Here is a 21,121-nt window from a genome sequence, read left to right as displayed (position 1 = left end):
TTTAATCCTGCGGCATGTACTTAGCTTCAAGGTCGCGGAAAGCGCGAACCTTCGAGATAACGGCGGCCTTATCGCCAGCCTGCAGTGCCCAAACCGGCACATACTCGAAGTCGGGCAACTCGATGCGCGCCATCCGCTCGCCCTCTGGGAAGGATAGTCCGTAGACGACCTGCCAAGGATAAAAACGGGTACCTACGATGTTACGCACCTCGACGCCGTCTTCATTCGCACGCAAGCGCGGGCGCGTCAGGGCCAGCCAAGACAGAACCGAGATAAGCAGGCCCACGCCGGGGAAAGCGAACTTATCGATAGTGGTGACGGCAGCACCGGTGAAGGAGATATCCAAGGTAAGGCCCATGAAAATATGGATAGCCATGACGAGGATGACCCAACCGATGGCCACCTTGCGCAAAAATTGCGACTTAGCCTCATAAATCCACGGCTTCGTCGACGTCTGCGCGAACGGATCCGCACTGGTGTAGGCCAGAACCTCGGCGTCGGTAAGCTGCGTGCGTGTCGACGTCTCGCGGGCCCCAGATTCTTGTGCGTCAGTCATTAGTTCCTTCTTCGTGGTTTACAGGCTGGCCTAGCCTGCCAGCCCATCTAGTGTACGCAATTTCAATACCGTGTCTAAAGCCGCCACCATCGACTCCGCGCCCTTGTCTTCATCTGAGGTGGCAAAGCCTGCGCGATCGACTGCCTGTGAATACTCGTTCACGGTGAGCACGCCGTTGCCCACCGGAGTGGACTCGTCTAGAGCGATGCGGGTTAGGCCCTGCGTTACGGAGTCACACACGTAATCGAAGTGCGGGGTGCCGCCCTTTACCACGCAGCCCAGCGCAACCACGGCATCGTGGGTCCGGGCCGCCGCCTGCACCACGACGGGAAGTTCGAGTGCCCCAACCACGCGAGTCTCGGTCACCTGCGCGCCACATGCACGAGCAGTCTCTACAGCGCGCTTGTGCAGCTGGTCGCAGATTTCGGCGTTCCACGTCGCGGTTACGACAGCCACGCGGATCCCCTCAGCGGGGACCAATTCAATTTCAGGCAAGCCTTCTTTAGCCATCGGAAACCTTTCTTAGTGCTTAGTTGCGGTGGTCTTCATCATTCGCGTCGTGGGCACCACCTGCTGGATGCTGCATATCCCAGTGTTCAACCTGCGGCAGGTCATGGCCCATGCGGTCACGCTTGGTGCGCAGGTAGGTGATGTTGTCCTCGTTTGCTTCCACAGCAAGCGTAGTGTGCTGAGAAGCATCGACACCAAAGCCGGCCAAACCCTCACCCTTGTGCGGATTATTAGTCATGAGGACAACGGAAGCAATGCCAAGGTCCCGCAGAATCTGACCCGCCACGGAATACTCGCGCGCGTCTTCGGGCAGGCCCTGCTCGAGATTGGCATCGACGGTGTCAAGGCCTTTGTCTTGCAAACGATAGGCTTTCAGCTTGTTCACCAAGCCAATGCCGCGGCCTTCTTGGCCACGCAGATAAATCACCACGCCACGTCCGGCTTCCTGAACCGCCTTGAGCGAAGCGTTGAGCTGAGGGCCACAATCACAGCGACGGGATCCAAACACGTCACCCGTGAGGCACTCAGAGTGCACGCGCACCAGCACGTCTTCCGCGCCGCGAAGCTCCTCGACGTCGCCTGCAACCAGCGCGATGTGCTCGTTGCCGTCGATGTCATGGGTGTATCCCAGCACATTGAACAGGCCGTGATCGGTGGGCAGGCGCGATGCCACCGAGCGGCGAATCTGGGTTTCCTTGTGGCGGCGCCAATCAATGAGCTGCTCGATGGAGATCATGGTCAGCCCATGGGTATCGGCAAAGCGTCGCAGTTCCGGCGAACGCGCCATATCGGTGGGGTCTTCCTCGGAGACGATCTCGCACAAAACGCCGGCCGGCCGCAGCCCCGCCAAGCGCGCGAGATCTACCGCAGCTTCCGTGTGTCCATCACGCTCCAGAACGCCGCTTGGGCGTGCGCTCAAAGGAACCACGTGACCCGGACGGGTGAAGTCAGAGACCGTGGTGGTCGGATCAGCCAAGCGCCGGATGGTCTCTGCTCGGGAGCCCGCGGAGATTCCCGTGGTGCCGGTCGCTGCATCTACTGTCACCGTGTAAGCGGTGGCGCGCACGTCCTCGTTAAGCGCCATCATCGGCGGCAGGTTCAGTCGCGCGCAATCTTCTGGCAACAGCGGCGCACAAATATAGCCGGAGGTGTAGCGGACCATGAAGGCCACGAGTTCTGGGGTTGCCAGCTCCGCGGCGAAAATGAGGTCGCCTTCGTTTTCTCGGTCTTCGTTGTCAACCACAACCACCGCTTTGCCGGCCGCAATATCAGCAATGGCCTGTTCAACAGTGTCGAGTTTGACGGAAGATTCTGCTGCGGTCATAAGGATTTACTTTAGCCCCTGTGGTTTGCGTCCTGCGCGTTAGGCCCGTACATCTTCTCAACGTACTTGGCCAACACATCTACTTCTAGGTTTACGGCAGCGCCGACCCCCATCGTGCCGAAGATTGTGTCGCGCAGGGTGGTTGGAATCAGCGACACCTCAAACCAGTCCGCTCCGATCGCGCTTACGGTCAACGAGGTGCCGCTAACTGCGATTGAGCCCTTCTCGACGACGTATCGTGCAAGGTCGTGGGGAAGGCTAAAGCGCAACACTTCCCAATTCTGCGAAGGGGTACGCGATAAAAGTTCTGCGGTGCCGTCCACGTGGCCTTGCATGATGTGTCCGCCCAAACGCGTGGTGGGCAAAAGCGCCCGCTCCACGTTGACGACGGAGCCCTCGCGCAACTGCCCCAGCGCCGAGCGTCGCAACGACTCGGCCATGACGTCAGCGACGAAAGCATCGCCATCCAGCGCTGCCACCGTAAGACAGACTCCGTTGACCGCAATCGAGTCACCGAGCGCGGCGTCGCTAAGCACGTGAGGCGCCCTTATCCCCAGCCGAATCGCATCGCCCTGCTCCTCAATGGAGCAGACGGTGGCTAGTTCCTCTACGAGTCCTGTAAACAAGCAAATTCCTTCTATTTATGATTTGTTGACTCTGTGTGTCTAACTCGGCGAATTGAGCACGTACTCAATTAAGACGTCATCGCCCAAGACCTTGGTGGCACTGCGGCGGAAAAGCTTAGCGTCGCTCAAGGTCTGGGCCACCGGATGCGCCAATACGCCACGGCCTTCGCCCAAAAGAACCGGGGCAATATAAGCCTGCACTGCATCGACGTAGCCTGCGTTGAGAAAAGAGCTAGCAAGACCTGCCCCGCCTTCCACCAAAATATCGCGTGCGCCATCCGCATAGAGCTCGCACAAGGCTTGGTCGATGTCCTCAAACTGCAGGTAGCCGAGCTCGCGCAAGTTGCTGGCCGCCGCGCCCGCGTCCTCCAAGTTGCGGCGGCCAATCACCACGCGGCGCGGCTGCTGCTCAAAAAGGCTGCCGTCTGGGCGGCGGGCGGTAAGCGACGGGTTATCGGCCAAAGCCGTGCCCGTGCCGATCAAGATAGCGTCGCGTTGTGAGCGGTCAACGTGCACCCAGGCGCGGGCATGCTCGCCAGTAATCCACTGGCTGGTGCCGTCTACTGCGGCGGTGAACCCGTCGAGGGTCTGCGCAAATTTGAGGGTGACGTGTGGCCTGCCCATTTCGATGGCACGCAACCACGGCAAGAGCGCGTCGGGAACATCCTTGTCAACGGGTGCCGCAACCTGTGCAACTTCAATCCCAGCTGCTTGCAGGGTGCTCGCTCCCCCGGCTGCTTCCTGGTTTGGATCGCCATGCAGGAAAAAGACCCGCGAAACCCCAGCATCAATAAGCGCCTGCGCGCACGGACCGGTGCGCCCGGTGTGGTTACACGGTTCAAGGGTGACCACCGCAGTGCCATTGCGCGCAGCCTCCCCAGCTTCGTTGAGAGCCATTACTTCCGCGTGCGCACCTCCTGCCGGCTGGGTGGCACCAGTACCAACCAATTCGCCCTGAGCATCTAAAATGACGGCACCCACAGGCGGATTGGGGCTAGTGGTACCGCGGACAGACTGGCCAGCCTCCATTGCACGCAGCAGGGCCGCTTCTAAATCAAGCTTCATGAAAATTCTTTCAGGCTTTTGCGAGCTTCGATTCAAAGCTCTATTCACGGTCTTCTACAGGGTGGCCAGCTCGCGCAATTCCGCGACTGCGCCAGCTTTATCCTCCTGCTTATAAATTGCAGAGCCGGCAACGAAAGCATGGCAGCCAGCCATTGCTGATTCACGGATGGTCTCCGCCGAAATGCCACCGTCGATCTCGATGAGAGTTGCAAGCCCTTCATCATCAATAACTGCACGCAAAGCACGCACCTTATCCAGCATCTCCGGCATAAACTTCTGGCCGCCAAAGCCCGGCTCCACGGACATCACGAGCACCAAATCAAAGCTAGCGAGCTTGTCCAACCACGGCTCGATTGCGGTATCCGGCTTGACCGAGATACCTGCGCGCACGCCCAGCCCCCGAATCTTTTCCGCCAAGGCGAGGCTGGCCGCCACATCCGCAACAGCTTCCGCGTGGAAAATGATGCAATCGGCGCCGGCTGCAGCATAGGTCTCCACCCATTTTTCTGGCTCCTCAATCATCAGATGCACATCAAGCACCTGGTCCGTGACTGCGTCAACGGTCTTTGTGATGTCTGGGCCAAAGGAAAGGTTGGGGACGAAGTGTCCATCCATGATGTCGACGTGGATCCAATCAGCGTTGGATACGGCGCGCACTTCTTCGCCCAAGCAGGAGAAGTCAGCGGCGAGGATGGATGGGGAAATAATCGGAGCGGACATGCCCCATAGTCTAGACCTAACCTGCGACGCCTCGCCGCGAAACCGGCTCGGCGCCTAGTTCGTGCGCCGCAAAGCTGCGAAGAACATCGCATCCGTGCCATGACGGTGCGGCCACATCTGGACCGACTTGTGGCGGCCCACATCCCCCATGTCTGGAATTAGCGTATGCGCGTCGAGTTCCTCTACGCCCAGCTTGGCGACGGCGCGGTCCACAATATCGCGCGTTTCCCTAAGGTCTGGCGAACAGGTGGAATAAACCACCACGCCGCCAGGACGGACGAGCCGCAGCGCGGATTCGAGCAGCTCAAATTGCAGCTCATTGAGGTCAGCAATGTCGCTTTCAGCCTTCCGCCAACGAGCCTCCGGACGGCGGCGCAAAGCACCCAGGCCGGAGCACGGGGCGTCGACCAGCACGCGATCGAAGCCCGGCTCCAGGCCAGGTTCGCGGCCATCCCCCACGTGCACGCGCACCGGGAGATCCGCCACGGTCTTTTTGATGAGCTCCGCACGGTGCGGTGAGACCTCGACTGCATCAACGGTGGCCTGCTCAATACGCGCCAGCGCACCCATCAGCGCCGCCTTACCGCCAGGGCCGGCGCACAGATCCAGCCAGCGTCCGGAATCCTCCCCTTCCAGCGGCGCCTCCGCAACGGCGCGGGCGATAAGCTGCGAACCCTCGTCCTGCACTGCGGCAAGTCCTTGCTTGACCGGCTCCAGATCGCCTGGATCACCGGCAGACATGTACACCGCATAAGGCGAGTACTTGCCCTCCTCGTTGCCGGTCATAAGGGCCAGCTCCTCCGCACTGATCTCACCAGGACGTGCCACCAAGTGCACGATCGGGCGCTGCGAATCCCCCTCCAAGGCGGCCTCCAGCTCGCCCAAGCCGACGACGCGGGCGAAGGATTCCGCAATCCAGGTCGGGTGCGCATGCTTGAAGGCAAGCGCTGCTACCTCACCACTCGGCGCGAGCTTGTCCAGCCACTTCTCGGAAGGCGTGCGCGTTACCGTACGCATAATGCCATTGGCAAAGCCCTTCGCCTTCTCGAAGCCGGCGGCCTCCACCAAGCGCACGGTGGTATCAACCGCAGCGTGAGCCTCAACGCGGGTGAAAAGCACCTGATAGGTACCCAGACGCAATGCGTCGAGCACCTCTGGTGCGATGGCATCGAGCCCACGGGAAGAGCACTTTTCGATGACGGCATCGAGCACGCCCTCACTGCGTAACGCCCCGTAGGTCAGCTCGGTGCAGAAAGCTGCGTCCCGGGCCTCCAACTTGTGTACGCGCAGCGCCTTCGGCAGGGTGAGATTCGCAAAAGCATCATCACTGTGCACGCGGCGCAGTACCTCGTAGGCAACCGCGCGCGGGACATCGATGCCCGCGCGGCGCGCTGCTTTCACGAAGGAAGGGTTCTCCTTCCTGCCGCGCGCATTGTTGCGCACCGGCCGCCTATTACCTTTATTAGGTTTGCCAGACTGACCGCGCCCCTTATTCTGGGACGTTTCCCTAGGCTTGTCTCCAGACTTGGAACGAGAACGGAATCCGCCGCTCATGAAAACCTCACTTCTTTAGCGCCGCCAAGACCGCGTGCCCAGTCTGCAGCGTTCATCATCTTCTTTCCTGGGGGTTGCAGGCGATCAAGCTTGACAATCCCCTCGCCCGTTCCAACGTATACGGCCTTCTTCGTGATGTGCGCCTGACCTGGTTCGAGCGCGACGTCGGCAAGCGCCGCGCCAGACTCAGCTTCCTCGACAAGGCTTAGCGGAGAAAGCTTCACGCGCTGAGAATCCAGCAGCGTCCAAGCGCCTGGCCCCGGAGTATGCGCGCGGATGTGGCGATCCACCACGGTAGCCGGTGCCGTCCAGTCCACTTGCGCGTCCTCCACCGCAATCTTGGAGGCGTACGTGGCCTCGCCCTCCTGCGGGCGCGGTGTGATGCTGCCGGCTGCCAAACCGTCCATTGTCTCAACCAGCAGATCTGCCCCCTTAAAAGCCAGGCGGGTCAGCAAGTCATCGGCAGTGTCGGTCTCCGAGATATCTGACTCCACGACTCCGAGAATCTCACCGGTATCGAGGCCTTCATCGATGCGGAAGGTGGTAGCGCCCGTGCGCTCATCGCCTGCCGCAATCGCTGCCTGGACCGGCGCCGCCCCTCGCCATGCCGGGAGCAAAGAAAAGTGCAGGTTTACCCAACCGTGCTCGGGTACATCCAGCAGGTCCGGTGTAATCAGATTGCCATACGCCACCACCGGAATCGCAGCCGGTTCGAGCTCATGCAGGCGCTCACGCAGCGCCTTTCCATCCTCGGTATCCGGCTTCAGCGAGGTAGGAGTTAACACCTCTATGCCGTGCTTTTGCGCCAGCTCTTTCACCGGGCTCGGATGCAGACTGCGCCCACGCCCCTTGCGAGCATCCGGCCGGGTAAGTACGGCGACGACTTCGTGTTCAGAGGCAATCAGCTTTTCCAGTGCCACGACCGCGGGTTCCGGCGTTCCAGCGAAGATGATTCTCATGCTGTGGCGTCTCCTTTATAAGTATGCTTTGAAAAATACTAGGTAGTTTTTTAAGAATTAAACCAGTCAGAATTGCGGATTACCTGCATGGCCTGCTTGCGCTTTTCCTTAGTCAACCGGTCCAGGAACAACACGCCATCGAGATGATCGGTCTCGTGTTGGATACAGCGCGCCATGAGCCCGGAGGCGACCATAGAAATGGCGTTACCACGGATATCGCGGCCGCTTAAAACCACGGTTTCGTAACGCTCCGTATTTTCAGAAATCCCAGGGATGGAAAGACAGCCCTCAGGGCCATCCTGCTTCGCCTGTCCGATGGGCTCCCACACGGGATTGATGATTGCGCCACGCAAACCCGTTTGCACGTGCGAGCAATCGTAGACAAAGATGCGCTTGGTCAAGCCAATCTGATTCGCCGCAAGTCCTACTCCGCCTGCCTCGTCCATAGTCTCCAGCATGTCAGCCGCTAGCGCTGCAAGTGAAGCATCGAATTTCTCAATCTCCACCGCACGGGAGGTGAGAACTGGGTCGCCGTACATGCGGATTGCTCTTAGTGCCATTTAATAGGAGCCTTCCTCGCCTCATCCACGTTGATTCTTCTTTTATTTGCTGCCCTCGACAATAGTGGAACAATCCCCCGGCACCGCCTAACGGGGTATGGAAGGACTAGCCGATGTGGATGGGATCGACTTGGATGCGCAAAGGAAGCTCGTCCTTGCGCGCGCTGCGGGCGGCATTGGCCTTACGCAAGGCGTTGCCCAATTGGGCACGCGGGCCCAACGGGGTCCTAATCAGTACGCGTTGCGGCGGCCCAAATCGCTGCTCGTCATATTCGCCGGGCAGGCTCAGCCCCGGTGGCAACGGTACGGGTCCCAAAACCTCCACGTTTTCCGGTAGCTCCGCAATAGACATGAAGTGATCCAGGCTGGCATCGGCACCATCGACCGCAGCCATGTGCACTGCTGGCGGGAAACGCACTTCCCGACGCCCCGCCAGCTCACGGCGTGCGGCACCAACCATGTCCCAATTCAGCAAGGACTGAATGACCGGCAGTTCACCGTCAGCGGCGATGACCACTTCACCGCCCTTGTTGTGCGAACAGACCAAGGTAGCTGCAGACGCCCACTTAGAGAGAGCTTCCTCCGTGGCGCGCAGATCCTGGCGGTTGAGCAGCGTGCCTGCATCCAACAGCAAAGCTGCGCCGTAGTGCCCGCCGTGGGCGACGGCCGGTTCTGCGCCCGGCGTTGCGATGACCAGTGCCGCCTCATCTGCGACCTCGTCTACGACCTTGTTGCCGCCCGAGACAACGATGCGGGTACTCGGAAACGCCCGTCCCAACTCTTCCGCCGTGCGCTCAGAGCCCAGTACGATAGCCCGCAGCCGCGGCGAGCCGCATTCGACACAGCGGAATTTCGACTCGATGCGGCCACACCACCGACACGTGGGCAAGGAGGCATGGTGCGTATCTCCCCCGCGTCTATCGGCGGCAAGGCCCAAGGGGCCGTTACAGTGGCGGCAGCGCGCGGGGGCTCGGCAATTGCCGCAAGCCAGAATTGGTGCGTAGCCCTTCCGCGGGACCTGCACGAGCACCGGCTGCGCACGGTCCAGCGCACGCTTCGCAGCTTGGAAGGCAGGCCCTGTAACCGAGGTGGTTCCGCCCTGCAGATCACGCGCAACCTGCAGGCCAAACGCCCCTACCGCAGTCATTGCAGGACGCCGTGTTTCCAACGTGGATTCACTAGCGAGCAGGTCATGCGCCCACCCAGATTCGACCAGCAGCTGTGTCTCTGCGCTGCGGGCATGCCCCGCCAGAATCAGACTGTAGCCTTCCTTAGCTGAGCGCGTGGTCAGCACCTCGCGGGTGTGGACATAGGGTTTTAGGTTATCTACGAGGTTGTCGTTGCCGTCATCAAAAATGAACGCCAGGCGTAGGTTCTGTACCGGCGCAAAGGCCGCCGAGCGGGTACCCAACACAATGCGCGCCTGCCCCACCAAAGCGGAAAGATATCGGCGGTAGCGTGCCTGCGGACCCGTGGCATTGCCCAAGACGGTGATCTGCTTGGCTGCGACCACTTTTCGCAAAGCCTTTTCCAGCTTGTCGACGCCGCGTTGGTCCGGCACCACGAGCAAGACTCCGCCGCCGTCGAGTGCCACTTTTGCGGCCAATGCCGCAACGGCACTCGCCCAGTCATCGCCCGGCGCAATCTGCCATGCGGCGCGGGCCAGCCCACCGGCCAATACCGAGTCCACAAAGGACTCACCATGCTGATATGCCGACCACCCCGAAAGATCTGGTTCTTGTGCCTCGCCCATCTCCTCCCACGGGGTGGCGAGATCGGATTCTTCTGCCTTGGCATGCCGCGGCGGAATCGCGGAGCGAATAATGTCTGAGCGCACCGCCCCATAGCGGGCCGCGAGCGACTCGATGAGTTCGGCAAGCTCAGCTGAGTAGACCGCATAAGGCGAAATCACGCGGTCCAGATAGCGCAGCTGGCCGTCGAACTCGCTGTCATTGCGGCGCTCCAAAACGATGGCGTCTGTCAGCCGCCCATTGAAGCGGATGCGCACGCGCACGCCGGGCTTAGCAGCAGCCGACTGCGATTCGTCGACGCGATAATCGAAGCCGCGGTCTAGGTGGGCGACGCCCAATAAAGGCAACACCCGCGCGACCGGTTTATGGGCGGCGGGTGTTCTAGCTGGCATAGGCTCTGATACTACAGGCCGGCAGCCTCACGCAGTGCGACGGCACGGTCGGTGGACTCCCATGGCAGCTCAATGTCGGTGCGGCCGAAGTGGCCGTAGGCTGCGGTCTGGCGGTAGATGGGACGCAGCAAGTCGAGATCGCGGATGATAGCGGCCGGGCGCAAATCGAAGACCTTGTTGACGGCGGCCTGAATCGTGGCGTCGTCAAGCCCGTGTTTCGCAGTGCCAAAGGTCTCGACGTACAGGCCCACCGGCTTCGCACGGCCGATGGCGTAGGCGACCTGGACCTCAGCCTTGTCAGCCAAATCCGCAGCGACAATGTTCTTAGCTACCCAGCGCATGGCGTAGGCCGCAGAGCGGTCCACCTTGCTCGGGTCCTTGCCGGAGAACGCGCCACCGCCGTGGCGAGCCATGCCGCCGTAGGTATCGACGATGATCTTGCGGCCGGTAAGGCCAGCATCGCCCATCGGGCCACCCAAGATGAAGGAGCCGGAAGGGTTGACCAGCAGCGTGGTGTCCTCGCCGTAGAAGTGCTCGAGCTTGGCGTCCTTGATAACCCATTCCACGACGTGCTCGCGCAGTTGCTCCATGAGCCACTCCTGGGAAACCTCGGGATCGTGCTGGGTGGAGATAACCACGGTGTCCAGGTGGGAAGGTTGGTTATCGTCGGTGTAGGCGAAGGTCACCTGGGTCTTGCCGTCTGGGCGCAGGTGATCGACGATGCCCTGCTTGCGCACCTCGGTCAAGCGGCGCGAAAGGCGATGTGCCAGTGCGATAGGCAGCGGCATGAACTCATCGGTCTCGTTGGTGGCGTAGCCGAACATCAGGCCTTGGTCACCGGCACCGGCGGTATCGTTTTCCTCGTCGTAGTCATCGGAACGATCGCGGGCCTCCGTAGAGGTATCGACGCCAGCGCCAATTTCCTGGGACTGCTCGCCGATGGCGACGTTAACGCCGCAGGTGTGGCCGTCGAATCCGACGTCGGAGGAAGTAAAACCGATGTCCGTCAAGGTCTTGCGGACCAACTGCGGGATTTCTACGTAGCCGGTGGTGCGAACCTCACCGACAACGTGAACCTGGCCGGTGGTCACGAGGGTTTCCACTGCCACGCGCGCCTTCGGATCCTTTTCCAACAGCGCATCCAAAATGGTGTCGGAGATAGCGTCGCAGATCTTGTCCGGGTGGCCCTCAGTCACGGATTCGCTGGTGAACAAACGGGTAGCCGGTGCAGGGTTTAAAGTCACAGATATTCCTTAGTGCAGACAGAAAAGCTTAACTAGCGAAAGCTCTTTTAGCGTTCGATGCATGGTTCTGGCCCCAAGCTTTAACAACTAGCCAGCATAGACCAAGCGGTCTATTAAATCAATTAGGCCTTGGCCTAGTTGCTCATTATCTCTTGTACTGCGTCGAGGATTTGGGACGCGACCACATGCTTTGAGCCGTGAGCAACCACTTGTGGCGCCGCATCGCGGCTTAAAATCCAGCCCTCGCTATCGGACTGCCCAAAAACCTTACCCTCGCCAACCTCGTTGGCCATCAAGAGGTCACAGCCCTTCTTTAAAAACTTTTCCTTGGCAAAATCGAGCGCGGAATGGGTGGCATCGCCGGTCTCCGCGGCAAAGCCCACGACGACGGCATTGGGGTTAAGCTCGCCTGCATCACGCTTGGCGACGATCCCTTTGAGCACATCAGGGTTCTCCACTAGCTGAATGCTAGAAAGCTCGGCATCTGCCTGGCCTTTCTTCATCTTTGACTCTGCAATGTGTGCCGGGCGGTAATCGGCCACGGCAGCGGCCATGATGACCACGTCCGCATCGCGCGCTTCCTCCTCCATCGCCGCCTGTAGCTCCGCCGTCGAAACAACGTTGCGAACCTTTGCCCCAGACGGAACAGGCAGCTTCTCCGTGTTACCGGCGACGAGGGTGACGTTCGCGCCGCGTTGTGCGGCAATCTCGGCAAGTGCGAAGCCTTGCCGGCCGGAGGAACGGTTACCCAAGTAACGCACCGGGTCAAGGTTCTCCTGCGTACCGCCTGCAGAAATGACGATCTTTTTGCCTGCAAGCCCCTGGCCCATGCGGTAGCCTGCCAACTCGGTGCGCACGAGCTCGGCAATCTGCTCTGGTTCGGGCAAACGCCCCGGGCCCGAATCGCGGCCGGTGAGGCGGCCATGTGCTGGCTCCATCACGGTGATTCCTCGGCGCCGCAAGGTGGCAACGTTATCCACCGTGGCCGGGTTCTGCCACATCTCGGTGTGCATTGCAGGGACAACGATGACAGGGCAGGTCGCCACCAGCACCGTGGCCGTCAGCAAGTCATCGGCACGGCCAGCGGCGATGCGGGCGATGACATCGGCCGTGGCGGGAGCTACAACAACGGCATCTGCGTGCTGACCAATATTGACGTGCTGGACTGAATCCACATCATCGAAAACCGTGGTGCTCACGGGGTTGCCTGAAAGCGCCTCAAAGGTAGCCGCGCCCACGAACTGCAGTGCCGCTTGAGTTGGCACAACGCGGACGCTATCTCCGTGCTCTTTGAAGTCGCGGACTAAATGGCAAGCCTTGTATGCGGCGATACCACCGGCTACACCCACCACGATATTGCGCGGCCGAGCGGATGTTTCTGATGCAGTAGAAGGCGCGGAAGAAGATGCAGAAGAATGAAGGTTCGCTTGATTCACCCGGCCAATTCTACAGCCCGGAAACTTTTCGGCCGCAAGACGCCAAAAGGCCCAGGCTCCCCCCGCCAAGATGGCGGCAGGACACCTGGGCCCGACAAAGCTTATTTGAAAGCTTTTACTTTCCTTCCTCGTGATCGAGGAGACCAGCTTCAATCTCACGCAGAGCGATGGAAAGCGGCTTCTCGCCCGCCTCAGGGGTTACCAGAGGACCGACAAACTCGAAGACACCCTCATCCTGCTCTTGGTAGTAGCTGTTGATCTGACGCGCGCGCTTAGCGGCGAAGATCACCAGAGCGTACTTGGACGAGACCTTATCGAGGAGCTCGTCGATCGGCGGAGCAGTAATGCCCACTGGCGGATCGAACACTGGCTCTGGCTTCGGGGCCTCAGCATTAGCAGGGGTGGTCACGTTAGTCACATGCACCTTTACTTCACTTGGAAATGGTCAAAATCTAGTTCTATCCCTGCAGGATAGCACTAATAGCTGCCACGGCGTCATCAAGATTCTCATTGACAACGACGTGCTCGAACTCGTCTTGTGCGGCAAGTTCAGCGTGTGCGGTCTTAAGCCTACGGTCGATGACGTCCTGCGGCTCGGTGCCACGGCCGGTCAGGCGCTCAACGAGCACCTCCCATGACGGCGGTGCCAAGAACACGGTTTTAGCTTCCGGCAGGGCGGCCTTGACGTTGCGAGCGCCTTCCAGGTCCACCTCTACGAGGACGGGGCGGCCTGCCTCCATTGCTTCCTTTACGGGCTGTGCAGGAGTGCCGGAGCGCTGGAGCCCGCCGTGAATATCTGCCCATTCGAGCATTTCACCGGCGTCAATGCGCTGCTGGAAAGCTTCAGGAGTAACGAAGAAATAGTCAACCCCGTCCTGCTCACCAGGTCGGGGTTGACGCGTCGTCATTGAGACGCTGAAGTACAGCTGATCGACGTCATCGCGCAGACGCGAAACCACAGTGGACTTACCCACAGCGGAAGGCCCAGCCAGAACGACCAGGTTACCGCGTGCAGTTGCGTCAGACATCGCGAATCTTATTCGCCGTAGCCGAAGCGCTCGAGCAGGGCACGGCGCTGACGATCGCCGAGGCCGCGCAGACGACGGGTCTGAGCAATCTCGAGATCTTCCATGATTTCCTTAGCCTTGACCTTGCCAACCTTCGGCAGAGCCTCGAGGAGAGCGGAGACCTTGGTCTTACCGATGATCTCGTCAGTCTCAGCCTTGTCCAGAACGTCCTTCAGGTTGGTTTCGCCGCGCTTCAGCGCAGCCTTGAGCTCGGCGCGAGCCTTGCGGGCCTCAGCGGCCTTTGCGAGAGCTTCCTTGCGCTGCTCATCAGTCAACTTTGGAAGGGCCACGGGTTTCCTCCGATTTCATTAGATTGATAATTTCCGTCCAGTAAGTCTTACCAGAATCCGGTCGCGATAACGGGAATCAAAATCCCGCAGTGCCGAGCAAAACGACTAAAATCACTAGTCACAGGCTCGGCGCGAACCGACTTCAGGCAATCCTAGCACTGGTGATTACGCGATGACATTATTTGGGTCCGTATTGTGCGGAATTCCTGCACGTCATCGCGGTGCGTTTCTCAAAATACCAGGTAAATGGCGGGCCTTATAATCGGCCGCGCCATAACCTTAAAAAGCGGTCTCTTCGGTAGCCTCTGCCAGGGCAGATTTCACTGCTTCACGCAGGTCAACAACCTGCGGGCCTGCGGAAAGAACCGAACGGGAAACGTTGGCGAAACCCAACTGCGGGGCCGCCGCAGTGATTACTTTCACGTCCTGCGCAGTAGCTCCTTGAGCGCCGACGCCCGGCAGCAAAACCGGGCCGTTCAGCTCGTCTAGGACAGGCGGCTGCGCAAGCGTGGCACCCACTACGACGCCGACGTTGCCCGGACGTCCTGCGGCCTTGTACGCGGCATTGAGCGCGGCGCACTGGTTGACCACGCCCTGCGCCAGCGTCACGCCTTCTTCGTCCGTGATGGACTGGAACGCCACGGCCTCCGGGTTGGAAGTTGCAGCCAGAACGAAGACTCCCCTGCCCTTTTCTTCCGCTAGGTCAAACACCGGCTGGAGCGAACCGACTCCTAGATATGGAGAGACGGTCACTGCATCCGCGGACAACGGCGAATCATCGCTAAGCCATGCAGCGGCATAGCCGGCCATCGTGGAGCCGATGTCGCCGCGCTTGGCGTCGGCAAGCGTCAAGCAACCTGCTTCACGCAAATCCCGCAAGGTCTCTTCCAGCACCGCAAAGCCCGCAGACCCAAAGCGTTCGAAGAAGGCCACCTGCGGCTTAACGACTGCGACGGTCTCGGCGAATGCCTCCACGCAGGTATGCGCGAATCTCCGCAGCCCATCGACGTCGTCATTCAAGCCCCAAGCACGCAGCAGATGCGCATGCGGGTCGATGCCCACGCACAGCCTGCCGCGCTCGGCACCGGCAGCGACGAGCCGCTCACCGAAGGTGCTAGTGCTTTGCGTCATGCTCAAGCTCCTGCAATGCACGTACCTCAAGGTTACCGATGCGCAGCGCCTCGATACCCTGGACCGCAGCGGTAACGCCCTGGACGGTGGTAACAAGCGGAACGCCCACGGAAACAGCCGCCGCGCGGATGTCGTAGCCGTCGTGGCGTGCGTTGTCTGAACCAGCCGGGGTATTGAGGATGAGGTCGACCTTGCCGGCAAGAATTTGGTCAACGATGGATTCCTGGCCGTCCTGCGCCTCGGAAACCTTGACCGCTACCTCGCACTCCACGCCGTTGCGGCGCAGCATCTGCGCGGTGCCTGCGGTAGCCACGATGTTGTAGCCCATGTAGGCCAGACGCTGGATTGGGAAGATGAGGGTGCGCTTGTCGCGGTTAGCCACGGAGACGAAGACCGTGCCCTCAGTCGGCAAGTGGCCGAAGGCAGCGATTTCGCCCTTGGCAAAAGCCGCGCCGAAGTTACTTGCTAGGCCCATGACCTCGCCCGTGGACTTCATCTCTGGGGAGAGCAAAGTATCAAGCAACGTACCATCTGGGCGGCGGAAGCGGTTGAAAGGCAGCACAGCTTCCTTGACCGCAATCGGGTGCTCCAGCGGCAAGGAACCACCATCGGCCTCGGTAGGCAGCATGCCTTCTGCACGCAGATTAGCGATGGACTCGCCCATCATGACGCGAGCTGCGGCCTTAGCCAGCGGCACGCCGGTGGCCTTGGAGACAAACGGCACGGTGCGCGATGCGCGCGGGTTCGCCTCGATGACATACAGCGTGTCATCCTTCAGCGCGTACTGCACGTTCATCAGGCCCTGTACACCGATGCCCTTAGCTAGCGCGCGGGTGGAGCGGCGAACATTGTCGATGTCCTCAGGTCCCAAGGTCATCGGTGGCAGCGCGCAGGAAGAGTCACCGGAGTGAATGCCGGCCTCCTCGATATGCTCCATGACGCCAGCCAAGTAGACCTCTTCGCCATCGCAGAGAGCATCCACGTCAATCTCGATTGCGTTGTCGAGGAAGCGGTCCACCAATACCGGGTGGTCGGAGGTGATTTCCGTTGCGCGGTCGATGTAGTCACGCAGGGAGGCCTCATCGTAGACAATCTCCATGCCACGGCCGCCGAGCACGTAGGAAGGACGAACCAGGACCGGGTAGCCGATGTCGCGGGCTACAGAACGTGCCTCCTCGAAGGAGGTTGCGGTGCCGAAATCTGGCGCTGGAAGCTTTGCTTCTGCCAGTACCTTGCCGAACTCGCCGCGGTCCTCAGCCAAGTCGATTGCCGCAGCGGAGGTACCGACGACTGGAACACCAGCCTCGGTCAGGCGCTCTGCTAGACCCAGCGGAGTCTGGCCGCCGAGCTGAACGATGACGCCGGCAACTGGGCCGGACTGGGCCTCAGCGTGGTAGACCTCCATAACGTCCTCGAAGGTCAACGGCTCGAAGTACAGGCGGTCAGCGGTGTCGTAGTCAGTAGAGACCGTCTCTGGGTTGCAGTTGACCATGACGGTCTCGTAGCCGCGCTCGGACAGCTCCAACGCTGCGTGGACGCAGGAGTAGTCGAACTCAATGCCCTGGCCAATGCGGTTCGGGCCAGAGCCCAAAATGATGACCTTGCCCAACTTATCGGCAGGCATCGGCTTGACCTCGGACTCTGCGTCTGGGTCCAGCTCGTAGGAGCTGTAATGGTACGGGGTCTGCGCCTCGAACTCGCCAGCGCAAGTATCGACCGTCTTGTAGACCGGGCGAATACCCAGCGACCAGCGCAGGGAACGCACGCCATCTTCGCCAGCGAACTCGGTACGCAGGGCGGCAATCTGGGCGTCGGAAAGCCCATAGAACTTCGCCTCACGCAACAGCTGCTCGTCCAGAACCGGCGCATTCAGTAGCTCCTCGCGGAAGTCAACCAAGGCCTTGAGCTCAGCAAGGAACCATGGGTCGATCTGGGAGTGCTCGTAGAGCTGCTCGACGCTAGCGCCAAGGCGGAAAGCCAGTTCTACGTCGTACATGCGGCCCTCGGTCGGACGCTCTAGGTCCTTGAGCACTGCATCCAGGTCCGTCGCCCGCTCGCCGGCGAAGTACTCATCCGGGCGGGTCCAGAAACCATGCTGCTTGGACTCCAAGGAACGCATGACCTTGTTGAGACCTGCGATGTAGTTGCGGCCGATGCCCATGGCCTCGCCAACGGACTTCATCGTAGTAGTCAGGGTGTCATCAGCGCCCGGGAACTTCTCAAATGCAAAGCGTGGTGCCTTGACGATGACGTAGTCCAAAGTCGGCTCGAATGCCGCAGGGGTAACGCCGGTGATGTCGTTTTGTACCTCGTCAAGGGTGTAGCCGATTGCCAACTTGGCGGCCAACTTCGCGATTGGGAAGCCAGTGGCCTTGGAAGCCAGCGCGGAGGAACGAGACACGCGCGGGTTCATCTCAATGACGATGATGCGGCCATCAACCGGGTTGACGGCGAACTGGATGTTGCAGCCGCCGGTGTCAACGCCGACCTCGCGAATAATCGCAATGCCGAGGTCACGCATCTTCTGGTACTCGCGGTCGGTCAAGGTCAGAGCAGGAGCAACGGTGACGGAATCACCGGTGTGCACACCCAGGGCATCGACGTTTTCGATGGAGGCGATGACCACAACGTTATCGTCGCCGTCGCGCATGAGCTCCAACTCGAATTCCTTCCAGCCGAGGATGGATTCCTCGATGAGCACGTTGGCCTCGGGCGAAGCAGCCAAGCCGCCGCCTGCGATGCGGTCGAGATCTTCCTGGTTATAAGCCAGACCAGAGCCCAAGCCGCCCATGGTGAAGGACGGACGCACGACTACCGGCAGGCCGAGCTCGGCGACGGTCGCGTGCACCTCGTCCATGTTGTGACACACGCGGGAACGCGCGGACTCGCCGCCAATGGACTCGACGATGTCCTTGAACTTCTGGCGGTCCTCACCACGCTCAATCGCCTCAATGTCGGCGCCGATGAGCTCGATGCCGTACTTGTCCAAGATGCCTGCGCGGTCCAACTGCACCGCAGCATTCAGTGCGGTTTGTCCGCCCAGGGTTGCAAGCACCGCATCAATCTTGTGGCCTTCTTGCTGTTCCTTAACAATGATCTTTTCGATGAACTCAGGGTCAATCGGCTCCACGTAGGTGTGGTCTGCGAATTCTGGGTCCGTCATGATGGTTGCCGGGTTGGAGTTGACCAGCGTGACACGCAGGCCTTCTTCCTTCAGCACGCGGCAAGCCTGGGTGCCGGAGTAGTCGAACTCGCAGGCCTGGCCGATAACAATTGGGCCAGAACCGATAACCAGGACGTGGTTTACATCGTTACGCTTTGGCATAAGTTTCTAATCCTCTTCCTGGTGCCTACTTGTTAGGGGTCTTTTCGGTCATCAGCTCAACGAACTGATCAAACAGCGGGTTTGCGTCATGCGGGCCCGCAGCGGACTCTGGGTGATACTGAACGGAGAAAGCCATTCCGTCCTTGAGCGCTACGCCCTCAATCGTGTTGTCGTTGAGACAGGTATGGGTGACGATGCCGCGGCCGAAGTCGGTATCGAATTCCTCGCCAGCCGGGTTCTCCTGGCCAGACGGACTAGCGATGGCAAAGCCATGGTTTTGCGCGGTGATGTCGATCTTGCCGGTCAAGACGTTGCGTACCGGTACGTTGATGCCACGGTGCCCGAACTTCATCTTGAAGGTGTCTAGGCCCAGCGCGCGGCCTAGAATCTGGTTGCCAAAGCAGATTCCGAAGAAGGGAATGCGGGCATCCAGGATGTCGCGGACGATGGCCACCATTTTGTCGGCGGTAGCTGGGTCACCAGGGCCATTCGAGACAAAGACGCCATCCGGGTTGTACTGCTTAATCTCAGCATAAGGGGTATTAGCCGGTACCACGATGGTCTCAATGCCGCGCTTGGCAAAGTTGCCCGGCGTAGCGGTCTTAACACCCATGTCGTAGGCCACGACGGTGAACTTCTTTTCGCCTTCTTCCGCCACGGTATATGGCTTTTCGGTAGCGACCTGCTCAGATAGATCCAGGCCCTCCATCGATGGCTGGCCCTTGACCTCCTCAAGCAGCTCCTCTACTGGGCGCTGCGCGTCCTCACCGGAGAACAAACCGGCGGCGATGGAGCCATAGTTGCGCAGGTGACGAACCAAGGTGCGGGTATCGATTCCGCGGATGCCGATGATGCCTTGGGCTTCCATCTCATCCGAAAGGGAACGCTCCGCGCGCCAGTTAGATACGCGCTGTGCGAGGTCACGAATAACCAGGCCGGCAACCCAAATCTGGTTGCCATGAGACTCGTTGTCTTCGTCGTTCCAGCCGGTGTTACCAATGTGCGGCGCTGCAGAAACGACGATCTGGCGGTGGTAGGAAGGGTCAGTCAAAGTTTCCTGGTAACCAGTCATTGCAGTGCTGAACACTGCCTCACCGAGGGTGGTGCCGGTGGCACCAAAGCCGTATCCGTGGAAAGTGCGGCCATCAGCCAGCACGAGAATTGCCGGGATTCTTGCTGGTTTAGTCTCAGTCACAATGTGGCCTTTCTGTGGCTTGGTGGGTCTATAGGGTGCAAGGTTACTTGCCTTCAGCTTCGTCTGCGGCCAGTTCGTAGGTCACGGTGCCGCGCAGAATAGTGTGGGTGACGCGTGCGCTGAACTCCTCGCCCTCATAAGGGTTATTCTCAGACTTCGAAGCCAGCGTGGTGGAATCGGAGACCCACTTGTGCTCGGGGTTCACGATGGTGAGGTTGGCGGGCTCGCCCACTGCGATCGGACGGCCGTGGTCCGGCAGCTTGGTGATCTCTGCCGGGCGCTCCGACATCACACGGGCGACGAAGCGCCAGTCTGCGAGACCGGAGGCCACGAAAATCTTGGCGATAATCGCCAGCGAGGACTCAAGGCCCAGCATGCCTGGCTTCGCGTTTTCGAACTCAACGCACTTGTCTTCGGAACCATGCGGTGCGTGGTCGGTTGCCACGACGTCGATGACGCCGTCGAGCAGCGCCTGGCGCAGAACCAAGGTGTCGCGCTCCTCGCGCAGCGGCGGATTCACGCGAAAGACGCCGTCATAGCTCACCAGTTTTTCATCAGTAAGCAGCAGGTGATGCGGGGTAACCTCCGCAGTCAGTGGAATATCCTGGCCCTTTGCCCACTTCAGCAGCTCGACGGTGCCCTCGGTGGATGCATGGCAGATGTGCATGCGATTGCCGTAGTCACGCGCCAGCAGTGCATCGCGGGCGACGATGGACTCTTCCGCCACGCGCGGCCAGCCGCGCAGGCCCAGCTTGGCTGCCGTCTCCCCCTCGTGGGCAGATGCGCCCTCGGTCATGCGGTGGTCTTCCGCGTGCTGCGCGAGCAAGACGTCCAAGCCCTTGGCGTATTCGAGCGCGCGGCGCATCAACTGCGGGTCCTGCACGCACTTGCCATCATCGGAGAACATGCGCACTTTCGCGTCCGAGCGCGCCATCATGCCGAACTCGGTGAGGGTCTTACCCTCCAGACCCTTGGTAATAGAACCCACCGGGTGAACGTCGCACAGGCCGAGCTCCTGTGCCTTAGCCCAAACGGACTCCGCGATAATCGGCTGATCGGTCACCGGGTTGGTGTTGGCCATGGTAAATACGGCGGTAAAGCCGCCCTTGGCAGCAGCGCGGGAACCGGTTTCGATGGTCTCAGTGTCCTCGCGGCCTGGCTCGCGCAAGTGCACGTGCATATCGACCAAGCCCGGCAGCAGCACGTTGCCTTCGGCGTCGATTGCCTCATCGAACTGCGCGCTTGACTCAAGGTCAGCGCCCATATCCGCAATGACACCGTCGGCGATGAGCACCTGCACTGGCTCTCCCTCGCCGTAGGGGCGCACGTTCTTAATCAGCAATCGCTTTTCCGCAGCGGCAGAAAGACGGCCGGTTTCTGGATAGTTAGTCATGGTCTCTTACTCTCTTCCCTTTT

At 60.4% G+C, this 21,121-nt stretch carries 19 protein-coding genes; all 19 read right to left on the bottom strand.

The genetic code is table 11. From position 1 onward, the window contains the following. Position 1 precedes the first annotated feature (1 nt). Positions 2-556 (bottom strand): PH domain-containing protein, encoded by a 555-nt coding sequence (locus HMPREF3158_RS10185; protein WP_061922307.1) that lies wholly within the window; start codon positions 554-556, stop codon positions 2-4. Positions 557-586: 30 nt separating this feature from the next. Beyond that, positions 587-1,066 (bottom strand): 6,7-dimethyl-8-ribityllumazine synthase, encoded by a 480-nt coding sequence (ribH, locus tag HMPREF3158_RS10180; RefSeq protein ID WP_061922304.1) that lies wholly within the window; start codon positions 1,064-1,066, stop codon positions 587-589. Positions 1,067-1,085: 19 nt separating this feature from the next. Then, positions 1,086-2,390, bottom strand: a complete 1,305-nt coding sequence (locus tag HMPREF3158_RS10175) for a bifunctional 3,4-dihydroxy-2-butanone-4-phosphate synthase/GTP cyclohydrolase II (protein ID WP_061922301.1) — start codon at positions 2,388-2,390, stop codon at positions 1,086-1,088. A gap of 11 nt (positions 2,391-2,401) precedes the next feature. Beyond that, positions 2,402-3,016 (bottom strand): riboflavin synthase, encoded by a 615-nt coding sequence (locus HMPREF3158_RS10170; RefSeq protein ID WP_070498422.1) that lies wholly within the window; start codon positions 3,014-3,016, stop codon positions 2,402-2,404. A 39-nt stretch (positions 3,017-3,055) separates the two neighbouring features. Next, entirely contained in the window at positions 3,056-4,081 is a 1,026-nt protein-coding gene (ribD, locus tag HMPREF3158_RS10165) for a bifunctional diaminohydroxyphosphoribosylaminopyrimidine deaminase/5-amino-6-(5-phosphoribosylamino)uracil reductase RibD (RefSeq protein WP_070498420.1), read from the bottom strand. 54 nt (positions 4,082-4,135) lie between these two features. Continuing rightward, positions 4,136-4,801, bottom strand: a complete 666-nt coding sequence (gene rpe / locus HMPREF3158_RS10160) for a ribulose-phosphate 3-epimerase (protein WP_061922292.1) — start codon at positions 4,799-4,801, stop codon at positions 4,136-4,138. A gap of 54 nt (positions 4,802-4,855) precedes the next feature. Further along, entirely contained in the window at positions 4,856-6,355 is a 1,500-nt protein-coding gene (locus HMPREF3158_RS10155; protein WP_070498418.1) for an RsmB/NOP family class I SAM-dependent RNA methyltransferase, read from the bottom strand. Then, positions 6,352-7,314: a methionyl-tRNA formyltransferase gene (gene fmt / locus HMPREF3158_RS10150; RefSeq protein WP_061922287.1), complete on the bottom strand. Its 963-nt coding sequence runs from the start codon at positions 7,312-7,314 to the stop codon at positions 6,352-6,354. The genes HMPREF3158_RS10155 and fmt overlap by 4 nt, the downstream gene beginning before the upstream one ends. Before the next feature lie 50 nt (positions 7,315-7,364). Next, positions 7,365-7,874 carry a peptide deformylase gene (gene def / locus HMPREF3158_RS10145; RefSeq protein WP_061922284.1) on the bottom strand — a complete coding sequence of 170 codons (510 nt, stop codon included), beginning with the start codon at positions 7,872-7,874 and terminating at the stop codon, positions 7,365-7,367. 106 nt (positions 7,875-7,980) lie between these two features. Further along, positions 7,981-10,017, bottom strand: coding sequence for a primosomal protein N' (locus tag HMPREF3158_RS10140; protein WP_070498416.1), 2,037 nt, complete (start codon positions 10,015-10,017; stop codon positions 7,981-7,983). An 11-nt stretch (positions 10,018-10,028) separates the two neighbouring features. Continuing rightward, positions 10,029-11,261, bottom strand: a complete 1,233-nt coding sequence (gene metK, locus HMPREF3158_RS10135; protein WP_061922279.1) for a methionine adenosyltransferase — start codon at positions 11,259-11,261, stop codon at positions 10,029-10,031. A 134-nt stretch (positions 11,262-11,395) separates the two neighbouring features. Further along, a complete protein-coding gene (gene coaBC / locus HMPREF3158_RS10130) occupies positions 11,396-12,613 on the bottom strand; it encodes a bifunctional phosphopantothenoylcysteine decarboxylase/phosphopantothenate--cysteine ligase CoaBC (protein WP_070498492.1) in 1,218 nt (405 codons plus the stop codon). A 199-nt stretch (positions 12,614-12,812) separates the two neighbouring features. Further along, the gene (gene rpoZ, locus HMPREF3158_RS10125) at positions 12,813-13,115 is read right to left on the bottom strand and encodes a DNA-directed RNA polymerase subunit omega (RefSeq protein ID WP_061922276.1); all 303 of its coding nucleotides are present in this window, start codon (positions 13,113-13,115) and stop codon (positions 12,813-12,815) included. A gap of 40 nt (positions 13,116-13,155) precedes the next feature. Next, positions 13,156-13,725, bottom strand: a complete 570-nt coding sequence (gene gmk / locus HMPREF3158_RS10120) for a guanylate kinase (RefSeq protein ID WP_061922273.1) — start codon at positions 13,723-13,725, stop codon at positions 13,156-13,158. Between the two features lie 8 nt (positions 13,726-13,733). Continuing rightward, positions 13,734-14,054, bottom strand: a complete 321-nt coding sequence (mihF, locus tag HMPREF3158_RS10115) for an integration host factor, actinobacterial type (protein ID WP_005531652.1) — start codon at positions 14,052-14,054, stop codon at positions 13,734-13,736. A 279-nt stretch (positions 14,055-14,333) separates the two neighbouring features. Next, entirely contained in the window at positions 14,334-15,185 is an 852-nt protein-coding gene (gene pyrF, locus HMPREF3158_RS10110; RefSeq protein WP_070498414.1) for an orotidine-5'-phosphate decarboxylase, read from the bottom strand. Further along, on the bottom strand, positions 15,169-18,510 hold the full coding sequence (gene carB, locus HMPREF3158_RS10105) for a carbamoyl-phosphate synthase large subunit (RefSeq protein ID WP_070498412.1): 3,342 nt from the start codon (positions 18,508-18,510) through the stop codon (positions 15,169-15,171). The genes pyrF and carB overlap by 17 nt, the downstream gene beginning before the upstream one ends. Positions 18,511-18,535: 25 nt before the next feature. Beyond that, positions 18,536-19,708 carry a glutamine-hydrolyzing carbamoyl-phosphate synthase small subunit gene (gene carA / locus HMPREF3158_RS10100; RefSeq protein ID WP_070498410.1) on the bottom strand — a complete coding sequence of 391 codons (1,173 nt, stop codon included), beginning with the start codon at positions 19,706-19,708 and terminating at the stop codon, positions 18,536-18,538. A 40-nt stretch (positions 19,709-19,748) separates the two neighbouring features. After that, a complete protein-coding gene (locus tag HMPREF3158_RS10095; protein WP_070498408.1) occupies positions 19,749-21,098 on the bottom strand; it encodes a dihydroorotase in 1,350 nt (449 codons plus the stop codon). Between the last annotated feature and the right edge of the window lie 23 nt (positions 21,099-21,121).

It is taken from the genome of Corynebacterium sp. HMSC06G04 (assembly GCF_001807365.1).
Classification (GTDB): Bacteria; Actinomycetota; Actinomycetes; order Mycobacteriales; family Mycobacteriaceae; genus Corynebacterium; species Corynebacterium simulans.
This window is presented reverse-complemented; position numbering and strand designations above follow the sequence as displayed.

Bases quoted from the DNA above. Each gene is read 5' to 3' on its own strand.
- HMPREF3158_RS10175 (WP_061922301.1), bottom strand. From the start codon at position 2,390: ATGACCGCAGCAGAATCTTCCGTCAAACTCGACACTGTTGAACAGGCC.
- HMPREF3158_RS10185 (WP_061922307.1), bottom strand. From the start codon at position 556: ATGACTGACGCACAAGAATCTGGGGCCCGCGAGACGTCGACACGCACG.
- ribH (WP_061922304.1), bottom strand. From the start codon at position 1,066: ATGGCTAAAGAAGGCTTGCCTGAAATTGAATTGGTCCCCGCTGAGGGG.
- fmt (WP_061922287.1), bottom strand. From the start codon at position 7,314: ATGAGAATCATCTTCGCTGGAACGCCGGAACCCGCGGTCGTGGCACTG.
- ribD (WP_070498420.1), bottom strand. From the start codon at position 4,081: ATGAAGCTTGATTTAGAAGCGGCCCTGCTGCGTGCAATGGAGGCTGGC.
- pyrF (WP_070498414.1), bottom strand. From the start codon at position 15,185: ATGACGCAAAGCACTAGCACCTTCGGTGAGCGGCTCGTCGCTGCCGGT.
- carB (WP_070498412.1), bottom strand. From the start codon at position 18,510: ATGCCAAAGCGTAACGATGTAAACCACGTCCTGGTTATCGGTTCTGGC.
- HMPREF3158_RS10095 (WP_070498408.1), bottom strand. From the start codon at position 21,098: ATGACTAACTATCCAGAAACCGGCCGTCTTTCTGCCGCTGCGGAAAAG.
- HMPREF3158_RS10140 (WP_070498416.1), bottom strand. From the start codon at position 10,017: ATGCCAGCTAGAACACCCGCCGCCCATAAACCGGTCGCGCGGGTGTTG.
- gmk (WP_061922273.1), bottom strand. From the start codon at position 13,725: ATGTCTGACGCAACTGCACGCGGTAACCTGGTCGTTCTGGCTGGGCCT.
- HMPREF3158_RS10155 (WP_070498418.1), bottom strand. From the start codon at position 6,355: ATGAGCGGCGGATTCCGTTCTCGTTCCAAGTCTGGAGACAAGCCTAGG.
- rpe (WP_061922292.1), bottom strand. From the start codon at position 4,801: ATGTCCGCTCCGATTATTTCCCCATCCATCCTCGCCGCTGACTTCTCC.
- def (WP_061922284.1), bottom strand. From the start codon at position 7,874: ATGGCACTAAGAGCAATCCGCATGTACGGCGACCCAGTTCTCACCTCC.